General features: G+C 74.4%; 14 protein-coding genes and 1 pseudogene. 7 read left to right on the forward strand and 8 right to left on the reverse strand.

What is annotated here, in order from left to right:
• The first annotated feature begins 167 nt into the window (after nucleotides 1-167).
• Both SZN_RS17945 and SZN_RS17950 read left to right on the forward strand, forming a co-directional pair.
• The gene (locus SZN_RS17945) at nucleotides 168-614 is read left to right on the forward strand and encodes an ArsR/SmtB family transcription factor (RefSeq protein ID WP_007496988.1); all 447 of its coding nucleotides are present in this window, start codon (nucleotides 168-170) and stop codon (nucleotides 612-614) included.
• Nucleotides 607-2,697, forward strand: a complete 2,091-nt coding sequence (locus SZN_RS17950; RefSeq protein WP_007496990.1) for a heavy metal translocating P-type ATPase — start codon at nucleotides 607-609, stop codon at nucleotides 2,695-2,697. Before SZN_RS17945 ends, SZN_RS17950 begins: the two co-directional genes overlap by 8 nt.
• Before the next feature lie 161 nt (nucleotides 2,698-2,858).
• Here SZN_RS17950 and SZN_RS17955 read toward each other — a convergent pair whose 3' ends face one another.
• Entirely contained in the window at nucleotides 2,859-3,320 is a 462-nt protein-coding gene (locus SZN_RS17955) for a DUF6299 family protein (RefSeq protein ID WP_007496992.1), read from the reverse strand.
• A 239-nt stretch (nucleotides 3,321-3,559) separates the two neighbouring features.
• Between SZN_RS17955 and SZN_RS17960 the strand changes: the two genes are divergently transcribed.
• Entirely contained in the window at nucleotides 3,560-3,754 is a 195-nt protein-coding gene (locus SZN_RS17960; protein ID WP_043731457.1) for a DUF5999 family protein, read from the forward strand.
• Nucleotides 3,755-4,014: 260 nt separating this feature from the next.
• Here the strand turns inward: SZN_RS17960 and SZN_RS17965 are convergent, their stop codons facing one another.
• Nucleotides 4,015-4,413, reverse strand: a complete 399-nt coding sequence (locus SZN_RS17965; RefSeq protein WP_007496996.1) for a RidA family protein — start codon at nucleotides 4,411-4,413, stop codon at nucleotides 4,015-4,017.
• Nucleotides 4,410-5,540, reverse strand: a complete 1,131-nt coding sequence (locus tag SZN_RS17970) for an acyl-CoA dehydrogenase family protein (RefSeq protein WP_007496998.1) — start codon at nucleotides 5,538-5,540, stop codon at nucleotides 4,410-4,412. Before SZN_RS17970 ends, SZN_RS17965 begins: the two co-directional genes overlap by 4 nt.
• A 160-nt stretch (nucleotides 5,541-5,700) precedes the next feature.
• Here SZN_RS17970 and SZN_RS17975 point away from each other — a divergent pair, with 160 nt between their 5' ends.
• Entirely contained in the window at nucleotides 5,701-7,419 is a 1,719-nt protein-coding gene (locus SZN_RS17975) for an AMP-binding protein (RefSeq protein WP_007497000.1), read from the forward strand.
• A 15-nt stretch (nucleotides 7,420-7,434) separates the two neighbouring features.
• Nucleotides 7,435-8,247, forward strand: a complete 813-nt coding sequence (locus SZN_RS17980; protein WP_007497002.1) for a PaaX family transcriptional regulator — start codon at nucleotides 7,435-7,437, stop codon at nucleotides 8,245-8,247.
• 47 nt (nucleotides 8,248-8,294) lie between these two features.
• On the opposite strand, the gene SZN_RS17985 is transcribed toward SZN_RS17980, so the two are convergent.
• A complete protein-coding gene (locus SZN_RS17985) occupies nucleotides 8,295-10,619 on the reverse strand; it encodes a bifunctional salicylyl-CoA 5-hydroxylase/oxidoreductase (protein ID WP_007497004.1) in 2,325 nt (774 codons plus the stop codon).
• Nucleotides 10,620-10,622: 3 nt separating this feature from the next.
• Nucleotides 10,623-11,450 carry an enoyl-CoA hydratase family protein gene (locus tag SZN_RS17990; protein ID WP_007497006.1) on the reverse strand — a complete coding sequence of 276 codons (828 nt, stop codon included), beginning with the start codon at nucleotides 11,448-11,450 and terminating at the stop codon, nucleotides 10,623-10,625.
• Nucleotides 11,451-11,707: 257 nt separating this feature from the next.
• Here SZN_RS17990 and SZN_RS17995 point away from each other — a divergent pair, with 257 nt between their 5' ends.
• Nucleotides 11,708-12,130: a cytidine deaminase family protein gene (locus SZN_RS17995; protein ID WP_007497009.1), complete on the forward strand. Its 423-nt coding sequence runs from the start codon at nucleotides 11,708-11,710 to the stop codon at nucleotides 12,128-12,130.
• A 118-nt stretch (nucleotides 12,131-12,248) separates the two neighbouring features.
• Nucleotides 12,249-12,719 carry a hypothetical protein gene (locus SZN_RS18000; RefSeq protein ID WP_007497010.1) on the forward strand — a complete coding sequence of 157 codons (471 nt, stop codon included), beginning with the start codon at nucleotides 12,249-12,251 and terminating at the stop codon, nucleotides 12,717-12,719.
• On the opposite strand, the gene SZN_RS41460 is transcribed toward SZN_RS18000, so the two are convergent.
• The 3 genes and pseudogenes from SZN_RS41460 to SZN_RS18010 all read right to left on the reverse strand — a co-directional run.
• Nucleotides 12,691-12,888, reverse strand: coding sequence for a hypothetical protein (locus tag SZN_RS41460; protein WP_341865588.1), 198 nt, complete (start codon nucleotides 12,886-12,888; stop codon nucleotides 12,691-12,693). The two genes, SZN_RS18000 and SZN_RS41460, sit on opposite strands and share 29 nt — an antisense overlap.
• On the reverse strand, nucleotides 12,864-13,613 hold the full coding sequence (locus SZN_RS41965; protein ID WP_341865589.1) for a transposase: 750 nt from the start codon (nucleotides 13,611-13,613) through the stop codon (nucleotides 12,864-12,866). The genes SZN_RS41460 and SZN_RS41965 overlap by 25 nt, the downstream gene beginning before the upstream one ends.
• 173 nt (nucleotides 13,614-13,786) lie before the next feature.
• Nucleotides 13,787-14,022 (reverse strand): annotated as a pseudogene (locus SZN_RS18010) (MerR family transcriptional regulator); the annotation flags it as partial.
• Nucleotides 14,023-14,051 lie beyond the last annotated feature (29 nt).

Here is a 14,051-nt window from a genome sequence, read left to right on the forward strand (position 1 = left end):
CCCGCGGCCACCCCTCGTCGGCGCCTTCGCGCGCGGCCACCCCTCGCCGTGGTGTCCGCGCCACGTGACGGCCGGACCCACTCCGCCCGCCCGCCGCCGCCGGTGTGATCACCGTCTCAGAAAGTTCAGCCTTCGCTTGATTCAGTCAGTACTGTACTGTCGGGTTCATGGAGATGACCCATCGAGGCGGCCCCGCAGTCGCCGTCAGCGCCGAGGCCCTGGCCAGGGTAGGCACAGCCCTGGCCGACGAGAACCGGCGGCGGCTGCTGCTGGCCCTGCTGGACGCCCCCGCCTACCCCTCGGACCTCGCCACTTCGCTCGGGATGACCCGGGGGAACGTGTCGAACCACCTGTCCTGCCTGCGCGGCTGCGGCCTCGTGCGCACCGTCGCCGTCGGCCGCCGGGTCCGCTACGAGCTGGCCGACCCCAAGCTGGCGCACGCCCTCGCCGAACTGGCGGCGCTGGTGCTCCTCGTCGACGCCGGGGACGTGTCCGACGACGTGTGCGCCCCGGACGACTACGCCTGCGCGGCCGACGGCCACACCGCCCACACCACCCGCACCACCCGCACCACCCGCACCGCGGACGCCGTCAAGGAGGCCCTCCATGGCTGACGTGTGCTGCGGAACCGACACACCCTCGCAGGCGCCCTCCGTCACCGAACCGGCCGCGCCGCCCGCCGCCGTCTGGCGGGTGCGCGAACTCCAGGCTGCTGCCCTCTCCGGTGCCCTGCTGCTGGCCTCCCTGTTCCTGTCCGGCCCGTGGGACGTCACGGCGCAACTGGCGGCGCTGGCCGTCGGCGGCGCGACGTTCGTCCCCGGCACCCTGCGCGGCCTGCTGCGCGGACGGCTCGGGGTCGGTCTGCTCATGACCATCGCCGCGGTCGGCGCGGTGGGGCTCGGCGAGTACGGCGAGGCCGCCACCCTGGCCTTCCTGTTCTCCATCGCCGAGGGCCTGGAGGGCTACGCCGTCGCCCGCACCCAGCACGGACTGCGGGCCCTGCTGGACCTCGTCCCGAGCACCGCCAATGTGCGGCGCGGCGGCATCGAGACCGAGGTCGCCGTCGCCGACCTGCGCGTCGGGGACGTACTGCTGGTCAAGCCGGGCGAGCGGATCGCCACCGACGGTGTGGTAGCCGCGGGCCGCAGCGCGCTGGACACCTCCGTGGTGACCGGCGAGTCCGTCCCGGCGGAGGTCGGGCCCGGCGCCGAGGTCTTCGCGGGGTGTGTGAACGGCGCGGGCGCGCTGGAGATCACGGTCACCGCGACCGCCGAGGACAACTCCCTCGCCCGCCTCGTCCACATCGTGCACGAGGCGCAGGAGCGCAAGGGCAACAGCCAGCGCCTCGCCGAGAAGTTCGCCAGGCCGCTCGTACCGGGCGTGCTCGTCCTCGCCGGACTGATCGCCGCCCTCGGCAGCCTCTTCGGCGACCCGGGCGTCTGGATCGAACGCGCCCTGGTGGTCCTGGTGGCCGCGGCCCCCTGCGCCTTCGCGCTGTCCGTGCCGGTCGCCGTGGTCGCCGCGATCGGCGCCGCCTCCAAGGCGGGCGTGCTGGTCAAGGGCGGCGCGGCCGTCGAGTCGCTGGGCAAGGTCAAGGTGGTGGCGCTGGACAAGACGGGCACCCTCACCCGCAACGAGCCCGCCGTCATCGACGTCGTCACCATGCCGGGCGTCGACCGGGCGCGGGTGCTGGACGTGGCCGCCGCCCTGGAGGCCCGCAGCGAGCACCCGCTGGCCGCCGCGATCCTGGCCGCCGTCGACTCCCCCGCGCCGGGCGAGGACGTGGCGGCCGTTCCCGGCAACGGCCTGACCGGAACCGTGCGGGGGCGCCCGGCCCGGCTCGGCAAGCCCGGCTTCGTGGAGCCCGGCGAGCTGGCCGACGACGTCGCCCGGCTCCAGGACGCGGGCGCCACCGTGGTCCTCGTGGAGCAGGACGGCACGCTGCTCGGTGCCGTCGCCGTCCGCGACGAGGTGCGCCCCGAGGCCGCCGAGGCCGTCCGGGCGCTGCGCGAGCAGGGCATCGCCGTGGTGATGCTGACCGGCGACAACGCCCGCACCGCCGCCGCGATCGGGGCAGCCGCGGGCATCGAGGACGTACGCGCCGAACTCCTCCCGCAGGACAAGGCCCGTATCGTCACCGAACTCCAGGCCCGCGGGCCGGTCGCGATGGTCGGCGACGGCATCAACGACGCGCCCGCGCTGGCCACCGCCGACGCCGGGATCGCGATGGGCGCGATGGGCAGCGACGTCGCCATCGAGGCCGCCGACATCGCGCTCATGGGCGAGGACCTGCGCCGGCTGCCCGACGCGATCGCCCATGCCCGCGCCGCCCGCGGGATCTTCACCCAGAACCTGCTGTTGTCCGGTGCCATCCTCGTCGCCCTGGTCCCGCTGGCCGCAACGGGCGTCCTGGGACTGGCCACCGTGGTCGCCAGCCACGAACTGGCCGAGGTCGTCGTGATCGGCAACGGCATCCGCGCCGGCCGCAAGAAGCACCTGCCGGCCCATGCCCCGCTGCGTACGGCCGACAAGGCCGCCGTGCAGGCCCGGGTGCCCGCGCGGCCCGCCCCGGTGCCCCTGGCGGTGGTCCCCGCCGGCAAGGTCCTGCTCCCGCTGGGCGGTGCCCCCGCCGCCGAGCCCGCCACCGAGCCCGCCGGTGGCGGCTGCTGCTCGGGCTCCTGCGGCTGCGGCGACTGACGGCGCGTCCGGTACGGAGTGACAGGTGCCCTCGGCGGAGACGGTCTCCGCCGAGGGCACCTGTACGGGGTTGGTCACGGGACGGTGCGGAAGGGCGTGTGCGGCCGTATCGGGGCCGTACGGCCGCCGCCCCCGGTCCGGGGGCGGCGCGAGGGGCCGCGTCAGGACTTGGCGAGGGTGGTGCTCTTCTTCAGGACCGCGTGGAAGTGCGGCAGGGGCAGTCCGCCCAGGACACCGGCGGGGCGCAGCTCCACGACGGCCGCCTCGATGTCGGCCTTGCCGTACGTGAGCGTGGACGGGGAGGGCTTGCCCGTGTTGGTCCAGCGGTGCTTCTTGCCGTCGCACACGGCCAGGGTGCCGCCGATCGCGTAACGCGTGGTGGAGCCCTTCTGGCCGACGGAGGCGCTGACGAAGACCGGTCCGGCGCTGTCGGTGCAGCGGTAGGTGCCGGAGACGGTGACGGTGCCGTCGGCGGCCATCCGGACCTTCTTGTCGACGCTCACGCTCTCCTTCTTGGGCGCGTTCTGGGGCGCGGCGGCGGGGGCTGCGGACGCGAGGGGCGCGGCGGGCAGCAGGAGCAGGGCCGTGCCGGCGGCGGTGGCGAGGGCGGTACGCAGGGGCATGGGGGTGGCCTTCCCGGTGAGCGGAGTGGGATCTTCCACTCGTACCCGGCGGGTGCGCCCGGGGACGTGACCGTCACCCCTTCGGTGGCGAGTCCGCCCCGAGCTTCGTGGATCGGTCAGGGAGTTGTCCGGGTGGTGTCACGGTTCACGCCGGGCCGTTCCGGTGTGTTCACGAGGCGCGCATGGTCTACCCATATGGACGATCCACACGGCTCGTCCCGCTGATGTGGAGGTGCGCCATGTGTTCCCACCGGCCCTCGTGCCCGTCCTCCGATGGTGCCGGCACCCATGTGGTGGCCGCACACCCCGAGCAGGGCTGGAGCCTGCTCTGCGACGGTGTGATCGTGTTCGACGACAGCGGGGCGCTGCTGCCCGACGGCAGGGTCGTGGCTCCGCACCGGGCCCCGGCCGGGCGGATCGCCATGGCGGCCTGAGGCCGGCCGCGCCTCGCACGGACCGCCGGCCACGCCCCGCATGCGACCGCGCGCGGCCGCGCGCGAAGGACGGGCCGGTCCGCGGCGGGGCCGTGGGGCGGTCCGGCGGCGTCGAACCGTCCGGCCCCGCGGCGCCTCGGGGACTTCCCACCGCCGCCGGCCGGGCCCCTGCGGCAGCACGGCGAACCCGTCTGTGGGAGGACGGCGGAACCGTCTGCGGGAGGACGGCGGAACCGTCTGCGGCCGCACGGCGAACCCCGCTACGGCAGGACGGCGAACCCGTCGAGCTCCACCATCGCCTCCTCGTCCCAGAGGCGCACGACCCCGACCACCGCCATCGCTGGATAGTCCCGCCCCGCCAACCGGCGCCACACGCGGCCGAGTTCGGCGGCCCGCTCGCGGTAGGCGGCGACGTCGGTGGCGTACACGGTGACCCGGGCGAGGTCGGCCGGCGCACCGCCGGCCGCCGCCAGCGCGGTCAGCAGATTGGCGAGGGCCCGCTCGAACTGCTCCGGCAGCGTCTCCCCGACCACCTTGCCGCCGGTGTCGAGCGCCGTCTGCCCGGCGAGGAACACGACCCGCGAGCCGGTCGCGACGACGGCGTGGGAGAAGCCGGTGGCCGGGGACAGCTCGGGCGGGTCGAGGCGTTCGGTGCTCACGGTGCGGCCTCCATGTTCGCGTACAACTCCTTGGCGATGATGCCCCGCTGGACCTCGCTGGCGCCCTCGTAGACGCGCGGGGCACGCACCTCGCGGTAGAGGTGTTCGAGGAGATGGCCGCGGCGCAGGGCGCGGGCGCCGTGGAGTTGGACGGCCCGGTCGACGACGTACTGGGCGGTCTCGGTCGCCAGCAGTTTCGCCATCGCGGCCCGCCGGGGGACGTCGCGCGCCCCCTCGTCGTGGGCCGCGGCCGCCGCGTACACCATCAGCCGGGCGGCCTCGGTGCGCAGGGCCATCTCGGCGACCTGGTGGGCGACGGTCTGGAGGTCCTTCAACTTGCCGCCGAACGCGTCCCGTCGGCCGGTGTGGGCGAGGGTGGCGTCGAGGGCCGCCTGGGCCATGCCGACGGCGAAGGCGCCGACGCTGGGGCGGAAGAGGTTGAGGGTGCCCATCGCGACGCGGAAGCCGCGGTCGGGTTCACCGAGGCGGTCCTCGGCGGTGACGGGGACGCCGTCGAAGGCGAGGCTGCCGATGGGGTGCGGGGAGAGCATGTCAAGGGCGGTGCCGCTGAGGCCGGGGCGGTCGGCGGGGACGAGGTAGGCGGTGACGCCGCGGGCTCCGGCGCCCTGGGTGGTGCGGGCGAAGACGGTGTAGAAGTCGGCCTCGGGTGCGTTGGAGATCCAGCACTTCTCACCGGTGAGCCGCAGGCGGCCGGGGCCGTCGGGCTCCGCGCGCAGTTCCAGGGACGCCGCGTCCGAGCCCGCCCCCGGCTCGCTCAGGGCGAAGGCGGCCACCGCGCCGCCCCCGGTCACCCGCGGCAGCCAGCGCTCGCGCTGGGCCCGGGTGCCGTACGCGTGGACGGGATGCGCGCCGAGGCCCTGGAGGGCGAGCGCGGTCTCGGCCTCGGTGCAGGCGTGGGCGAGGGATTCGCGCATCAGGCACAGGTCGAGCGCGCCGGAGGTGAACAGCCGCTCCAGCAGGCCCAGTTCGCCGAGGGCGGCGATCAGGGGGCGGTTGACGCGCCCGGGTTCGCCCTTCTCCGCGAGCGGCCGCAGCCGTTCGGCGGCCAGCGTGCGCAGCTCGGCACACCAGGCGCTCTGCGGTGGATCGAGCGAGAATGCGGGCATGGCCGACCTCCCTGCGGGGCCGCTCGGCCGGCCCCTCTCGACGGACCACCGCGACGATATCGCGCCCCATTGACTGCCGTCACCAAGACGATACGCTCCCTGGTGCGAGCGCACCACGACGCCCACGAGGCGGCCCACACGGCAAGGGGGCGAAACCGCCATGGCAGGTCCGCACCGCTCCGCGCACGTAGACACCTTCGCCCGGGACCATCTGCCGCCACCCGAGGAGTGGCCCGAGCTGCGCTTCGACCTGCCGGGGCTGCGCTACCCCGAACGGCTCAACGCCGCCGCCGAACTGCTCGACGGCCCCGCCGCGGACCGGCCCGTCTTCCACACCCCGGACGGCGCCACCTGGACCTACGGCGACCTGCGCGCCCGCGTCGACCGGCTCACCCATGTGCTCACCGGCGAGCTGGGGGTCGTCCCGGGCAACCGGGTCCTGCTGCGCGGGCCCACCACGCCCTGGCTGGCCGCCTGCTGGCTGGCGGTGCTGAAGGCGGGCGCGGTCGCCGTGACGGTGCTGGCCCAGCAGCGGCCGCACGAGCTGGCGACGATGTGCGAGATCGCCCGGGTGCGGCACGCACTGTGCGACGCCCGTGCCGTGGACGACCTCGTCAAGGCGGACGTACCGGGGCTGCGCATCACGCCGTACGGCGGTGACGCGCCCGACGACCTGCTGCGGCTGCCGGCGCCCGACACGCCCTGTCCGGCCGTCGACACCGCGGCCGACGACGTCGCGCTGATCGCCTTCACCTCCGGCACCACCGGGCGCCCCAAGGGCTGCATGCACTTCCACCGGGACGTGCTCGCCATCGCGGACACCTTCTCCGCGCAGGTGCTGCGCCCCCGCGCGGACGACGTCTTCGCGGGCAGTCCCCCGCTGGGCTTCACCTTCGGGCTCGGCGGACTCGTCGTCTTCCCGATGCGGGCCGGTGCCAGCTCGCTGCTGCTCGAACAGGCGGGCCCCAAGCAGCTGTTGCCCGCGATCGCCGGGCACCGGGTCTCGGTGCTGTTCACCGCGCCGACGGCGTACCGCGCGATGCTCGACGACCTCGGCCCGCACGACGTCTCCTCGCTGCGCCGCTGCGTCTCCGCCGGCGAGAACCTGCCCGCGGCCACCTGGCGCGCCTGGGAGGAGCGGACGGGGCTGCGCGTCATCAACGGCATCGGCGCCACCGAACTGCTGCACATCTTCATCTCGGCGGCCGACGAGCGGATCAGGCCCGGTACGACGGGCGTCCCGGTCCCGGGCTGGGAGGCGCGCGTGGTCGGCGCGGACGGCCGCGAACTGCCCGACGGGGAACCGGGACTGCTCGCGGTGCGCGGGCCGGTCGGCTGCCGCTACCTCGCCGACGCGCGGCAGCGCGACTACGTGCGGCACGGCTGGAACGTCACCGGGGACACCTATGTCCGCGAGAGCGACGGCTACTTCCGCTATGTCGCCCGCGCGGACGACATGATCATCTCGGCCGGGTACAACATCGCGGGCCCCGAGGTCGAGGAGGCCCTGCTGCGCCATCCGGACGTCCTGGAGGCGGCGGTGGTGGGGCGGCCCGATGAGGCACGCGGGCAGATCGTGGTGGCGTACGCGGTGCTCAGGGAGGGGGCGCGGCGGGACGCGGAGGCGCTGCGCTCGTTCGTCAAGGCCGAGGTGGCGCCGTACAAGTGCCCGCGGGAGATCGTGTTCCCGGACGCGCTGCCGCGGACGGCGACGGGCAAGCTCCAGCGGTTCCGCCTGCGCGACGGCGGCAACGGCCGGGGAGGCGGCGGCCGTCCGGAGCGGGACGGCGCCGAGCGGACGCGGGACGGTTCCGAACAGGCGGCGGACGGCGGTGAACGGGCGGCGGACGGCGGTGAACGGGCGGGCGACCGGCGGTGACCCGTACGACCTAGGATGATCAACGTGTCCGACCCCCATGCACCGCGGTCCCTCATCGTCACGCTCTACGGCGCCTACGGCCGTCACATGCCCGGCCCCGTGCCGGTCGCGGAGCTGATCAGGCTGCTGGCCGCCGTCGGGGTCGACGCCCCCTCCGTCCGCTCGTCGGTGTCCCGGCTCAAGCGGCGCGGACTGCTGCTGCCCGCCCGTACGGCCCAGGGCGCGGCCGGTTACGAACTGTCGCCGGACGCACGGCAGTTGCTCGACGACGGTGACCGCCGCGTCTACGCCACCGCGCCGCCCGGGGACGCGGGCTGGGTGCTCGCGGTGTTCTCGGTGCCGGAGTCGGAGCGGCAGAAGCGGCACGTGCTGCGCTCACGGCTGGCGGGGCTCGGCTTCGGCACGGCCGCCCCGGGCGTGTGGATCGCGCCCGCGCGGCTGCACGAGGAGGCCCGGCACACCCTCCGGCGGCTGCGCCTGGACGGGTACGTCGACTTCTTCCGCGGCGAGCACCTGGGATTCACGCCGACCGGGGAGGCCGTCGCCCGCTGGTGGGACCTGGCCGCGATCGCCAAGGAGCACGAGGGGTTCCTCGACCGGCACGCGCGGGTGCTGCGCGGCTGGGAGCGGCGGCGGGACACCCCGCCCGAGGAGGCGTACCACGACTACCTGCTCGCGCTGGACTCCTGGCGCCATCTGCCCTACGCCGACCCGGGTCTGCCCGCGGGCCTGCTCCCGCCGGACTGGCCGGGGGCGCGCTCGGCCGCCGTGTTCCGGGGGCTGCACGCCCGCCTGCGGGACGCGGGGGCGGCCTTCGCCGGACTGTAGGGCGCACCAGGGGGCGGCAGCGGCCCGATTCCTCGGCGGCGGGTTCCTCAACCGCCCAGCGAGAGCCGAGGTTTGGGGGCGTCCGTGCGCCCCGTCTGCGGACGCCGACTGCCCGCCCGGTACGGCATGGGCCAGACCGCGCCCGGACCGTCGTAGCCCTGTTCGGCCGCCGCGTGCAGCGTCCAGTTCGGGTCGTACAGGTGCGGCCGGGCCAGGGCGCACAGGTCCGTACGGCCCGCCAGCAGCAGGGAGTTGACGTCGTCCCAGGACGAGATGGCGCCGACGGCGATCACCGGGCGCCCGGTCGCATGCCGGATGCGGTCCGCGTAGGGCGTCTGGTACGAGCGCCCGAACTCGGGGCGTTCACCGGCGACGACCTGGCCGGTCGAGACGTCGATCGCGTCGGCGCCGTGCGCGGTGAAGGCGCGGGCGATGTCGACGGCGTCCTCGGCGGTGGTGCCGCCCTCGGCCCAGTCGGTCGCGGAGATGCGGACCGTCATCGGCCGCTCCTCGGGCCACACGGCCCGTACGGCGTCGAAGACCTCCAGCGGGAAGCGCAGCCGCCGTTCGAGGGTGCCGCCGTAGGCGTCGGTGCGGCGGTTGGTGAGCGGGGAGAGGAAGCCGGAGAGCAGATAGCCGTGGGCGCAGTGCAGTTCGAGCAGATCGAAGCCGGCGCGGGCGGCGCGCCAGGCGGCTGCCGTGAACTGCTCGCGGATGTCCGTCAGTTGGGAACGGGTCAGTGCGCGCGGTGTCTGGCTGCGCGGTGTGTAGGGGATCGGGGAGGCGGCGACCAGCGGCCAGTTGCCCTCGTCCAGGGGCTCGTCCATGCCCTCCCACATCAGCTTGGTCGAGCCCTTGCGGCCGCTGTGGCCGAGCTGGACGCCGACGGCGGTGCCCGGTGCCCGCTCGTGCGCGAACCGCACGATCCGCTTCCACGCCTCGGCCTGCCTGCCGGTGTAGAGACCGGTGCAGCCCGGGGTGATGCGGCCCTCCGGGCTGACGCACACCATCTCGGTCATCAGCAGCCCGGCTCCGCCGAGGGCCCGCGCGCCGAGGTGGACGAGGTGCAGGTCGCCGGGGACGCCGTCCGTGGCGGAGTACATGTCCATCGGGGACACGACGATCCGGTTTCGCAGGGTCAGTCCGCGCAGCCGGAACGGGGTGAACATCGGCGGGGTGCCGGGCGGGCAGCCGTAGTCGCGCTCCACGGCCCCGGTGAAGCCGGCGTCGCGCAGGCGGAGGTTGTCGTGGGTGACGCGGCGGCTGCGGGTCAGCAGGTTGAAGGCGAACTGGCGGGGCGGCTGGTCGAGGTAGAGGCCGAGGTTCTCGAACCATTCGAGGCTGGCGCGCGCCGCGCGCTGGGTGGAGGCGACGACCGGCCTGCGCTCCTCCTCGTAGGCGCTGAGCGCGCGGGCGAGGTCGGGCTGCTCCGCCAGGCAGGCCGCGAGCGCGAGGGCGTCCTCGACGGCGAGCTTGGTCCCGGAGCCGATGGAGAAGTGGGCGGTGTGGGCGGCGTCGCCGAGGAGCACGACGTTGCGGTGCGACCAGCGTGCGTTGACGACCGTGCGGAAGGTGGTCCAGGCCGACTTGTTGGACTTCAGGGGCCGCCCGCCGAGGGCGTCGGCGAAGATCTTGGCGCAGCGCGCGACGGACTCCCGCTCGCCGGCCTCGTCGAACCCGGCCGCGCGCCAGACCTCTTCGCGCATCTCGACGATGACGGTGGAGGCGTCGGCGGCGTAGGGGTAGCCGTGCAGCTGCATCACGCCGTGCTCGGTCTCGGCGATCTCGAAGCGGAAGGCGTCGAAGGCGAAGTCGGCGGCCAGCCAGATGTAGCGGCAGCGGTGTGCGGCCACATGGGGCCGGAACACACTGCTGTAGGTGTCGCGGATGGTGCTGTGCACACCGTCCGCGGCGACGACCAGGTCGTGGGTGGCGGCGAGCCGGTCGGGGTCGGCGGCCTCGGAGCGGAAGCGCAGATCGACGCCGAGGTCCTGGCAGCGCCGGTGCAGGATCTCCAGGAGGCGCCTGCGGCCGAGGGCGGCGAAGCCGTGTCCGCCGGACGTCTGGCGCTCGCCCCGGTGGACGATGTCGATGTCGTCCCAGCGGACGAAGTGCTGCTGGAGGGCGGCGTGGACGACGGGGTCGGCGTGTTCGATGCCGCCGAGGGTCTCGTCGGAGAGGACCACGCCGAAGCCGAAGGTGTCGTCGGGGGCGTTGCGCTCCCACACGGTCACCTCGCGGGCCGGGTCGAGCCGCTTGAGCAGGGCGGCGGCGTACAGGCCGCCGGGGCCGCCGCCGACGACGGCGACCCGCAGCGGGCCGTGCGCGTCCGGTCCGCTCCCCCTGGCCGGGTCCGGGTCCGGCGTCGCCATGGCCTACCTCCCCTGCCACTTGGGCGGGCGCTTCTCCGTGAAGGCCGCGTGGAACTCGGCGTAGTCCTCGCCGTTCATCAGCAACGCCTGGGTGGCGGCGTCCAGTTCGACGGCGGCGGCGAGCGGCATGTCGAGTTCGGCCGTCAGCAGCGCCTTGGTCTGGGCGTAGGCCAGGGCGGGGCCGTCGGCGAGCCGGCGGGCCAGCGCCTGGGCGGCCTCGTCGGCGTGGCCCTCGTCGGAGAGTTCGCTGATCAGGCCGATCCGCTCGGCCTCGGGCGCCCGGACCGGTTCGCCCAGCATGAGCAGCCGGGTCGCGTGGCCGAGCCCGATGACCCGGGGCAGCAGATAGGCGGCGCCCATGTCGCCGCCGGACAGGCCGACGCGGGTGAAGAGGAAGGCGAAGCGGGAGGTGGGGTCGGCGACCCGGAAGTCGGCCGCGAGGGCGAGGACGGCTCCGGCGCCCGCGGCGACGCCGTGCACGGCCGCGACCACCGGGAAGGGGCATTCGCGTACGGCCCGCACGACCTGTCCGGTCATCCGGTTGAAGTCGAGGAGCTGGGCGGTGTCCATGGACAGGGTCGCGCCGATGATCTCGTCGACGTCGCCGCCGGAGCAGAAGCCGCGCCCCTCGCCGGCCAGCACCAGGGCGCGCGCCGACCGATCCCGGGACAGTTCGGCGAGCAGGTCGCGCAGGTCGGCGTAGGCGCCGAAGGTGAGCGCGTTGAGTTTGTCGGGGCGGGCCAGGGTGACGGTGACGACGCCGTCGTCCCGCTCGACCCGCAGATGCTCCCAGTCGCAGGTGCGGGCGGCGGAGCCGGTGAAGGGACTCATGACGTGCGGCCTCCTCGGGCGGACGGCGGGCACTGCCTCACGGAGCCCCGGCCTCCGGGCCCCCACCGAAGTTATCACTCAACTTTGACCGTCGTCACGTAGGCGCAATAAGCCGTCGGTGCGCCGCGCCGGTCCCCGCGTCCGGGCCTCCAGGGCGCCCGCCCGCCCTCGGCCCCGAAATCCGCTTGCCCGGCCCGGCCCGTACGGGCGATCCTCGCCTGCCACCCCACCCCCGGCCCGCGCGGAAGGCGAAGGCGATGACCACGGAGCACCACCCCGTCGACCACGCGCTCGTCGAGGCCGCGGCGGAGGTCGCCCGCACCCGGTGCCGGGGGGACGACCACACGGTGGCCGCCGCGGCCCGCGCCCGGGACGGCCGCATCGTGACCGCGGTCAACGCCTACCACTTCACCGGCGGCCCCTGCGCCGAGCTGGTCGTCATCGGCGCGGCGGCCGCGCAGGGCGCCTACGAGCTGGAGACGATCGTGGCCGTGGGCGACCCCGACCGCGGGGTCGTCCCGCCGTGCGGCCGGTGCCGCCAGGTGCTGCTGGACTACTTCCCCGGCCTGACGGTGATCGTCGGCGACGCGCGCGGCCATCGGGCGGTCCCCGTCGCGGAGCTGCTGCCCGTGACGTACGTCTGGGCGGACCACCAGCCCGACGCGGGGCCGCCGGCCTGAGACGTCATCCGCTTTCCGATCGTGATCGTTTGGTTCGGGCTGGGTGGGCATGAACTCCGGCTGGCGGCGGGAGAGATGGGCGTGGTTCGTCCGTTCGTCTCGCTTGCGGAGGTGGCTGGTGCCGTCGGTGCTCGGTCTGCTGGAGGCCCGGGAGAAGAAGGTCCGGGAAGAGGTCGCGCGGTTGCGGGAGGAGGCCGAGCGGGTGCAGGCCGCCCTCGGCGGGGCGGAACGCGCACTTCAGCGTCTTGCGGATGCCCGTGTGACGGTGGCCGAGGTGCTGGCCGAGCCGCCGTCCGCGGTCGTGGAGCCGGTGGGGAGCGCGGTGGCGGGGTCGGCGGTGCCGCGACGGGCCGAGGGGATGACGGCGTCAGCTCTGCCTGCGGACTGCCGGCGGATCATGTCCGTGCTGGAGTCGGCTGCGGGCCGGGAAGGAATGCGGTGCCGGCAGCTGGCCGCGGCCCTGGGACTTCAGGCGGTCCCGGCGAAGGTCGAGGGGCTGCGGTCGAAGGCGAAACGCCTGGTGGAACGAGGGTGGGCACTCCAGACACGGCCAGGGGTGTTCACTCCGCTCGGGACGACGGCCGGCTGAAGGCGCCGGGGCGGCGCCCGGCCGGGCGGCTGCTCATGAGCATGGTCATGGACCACAGCACCATGGCCTCGTGCATGGCGGGCAGCGTCTCGTAGTCACGCACCAGGCGACGCGAGCGCATCAGCCGGCTCAGCGTTGTTTCCACTACCCACCTGCGCGGCAGCACCACGAACCCCGTGGTGCCGTCCGAGCGTTTGACGATCTCGAGCGTGAGGTGGAGGTTCTCAGCCGCCCAGACGCCCAGCCGACCGGACGCCCCGCATAGCCGCCGTCCGCCCGGACGAGCCGGACGGAGAAGTACAGCCTGCGCAGCCGCTCCGGCAGAGGCACCGCGGCGTCCCGGTCCTGCACGTTCGCTGCGGTCACCGCGACGGCCAGGACCAGGCCGAGGCAGTCCGCCACCAGGTGCCGCTTGCGCCCGCCCACCCTCTTGCCGCCGTCCCAGCCGGACGTGAAGCGCGCGATGTTCGCCGCCGCCCGTACTGACTGTGAGTCCACGATGGCGGCCGTCGGGTCCACCCCGCGGCCTTCCTTCTGGCGTACTTTGTCGCGCAGCCGGTCGTGGAGCCCGTCGAGCAAGCCCGTCACCTGCCGGCGGCGGGCGAACGCGTGCACCCGCCGGTACGGCGGGAAGTCACAGGGCAGGTTGACCCACTTGACGCCGTTGTCGACGACATGGCGGACGGCGTCCAGCATCACGCGGTGGCAATAGCCCTCCGGTCGTCCGCCCCGCCCCTGAAGCCACGCGGGAACCGGCAGCAACGGCCGGAGGACCTGCCACTCCGCCTCCGTCAGGTCGGAGCTGTAACACCGCACGCGGTCCGGTCCGTCCGCCGCGTTGCCGAACCGGTGCGCGAGACGGTCACACGCAGGAGATGGTGCGTTGGACTCCACGGACGCAAGCGCGACAGACTGCGACAACAGGGCCTCCTGGTACTACTCGGTTGGGATCGCAACCCCGAGCTACCAAGAGGCCCTGCCGCTGTGCCCCGACCACCGGGAGATCACCCGAACAGGAACCCTGTTCGACTGATCAAGCCTGCCGAACGGTAAGCGGATGGCGTCTGAGGGCGCGCGGCGGCCATCTCGCCGTCCAGGCACAGCAGGAGCACCCGCACGTCGTCCAGGGTGAGCCCGGCGGCCAGCAGGTAGCGGATATTGCGGACCAGCACCACCGCGCGCGCTCGTCGTAGATGCGGTAGCCGTTGGGGGGCCGCCGCGAGGAGATCAGTCCGGCCTGCTCGTAGTGCCGCAGCGCACGGGCGGTTGTCCCGGTTGGCCTGGCCGGCTCACCGATCCACACCCATCCCAGCTCCCGGGCCACGGTCAACA

Origin of the sequence: Streptomyces zinciresistens K42, assembly GCF_000225525.1 — a bacterium.
Classification (GTDB): domain Bacteria; phylum Actinomycetota; class Actinomycetes; order Streptomycetales; family Streptomycetaceae; genus Streptomyces; species Streptomyces zinciresistens.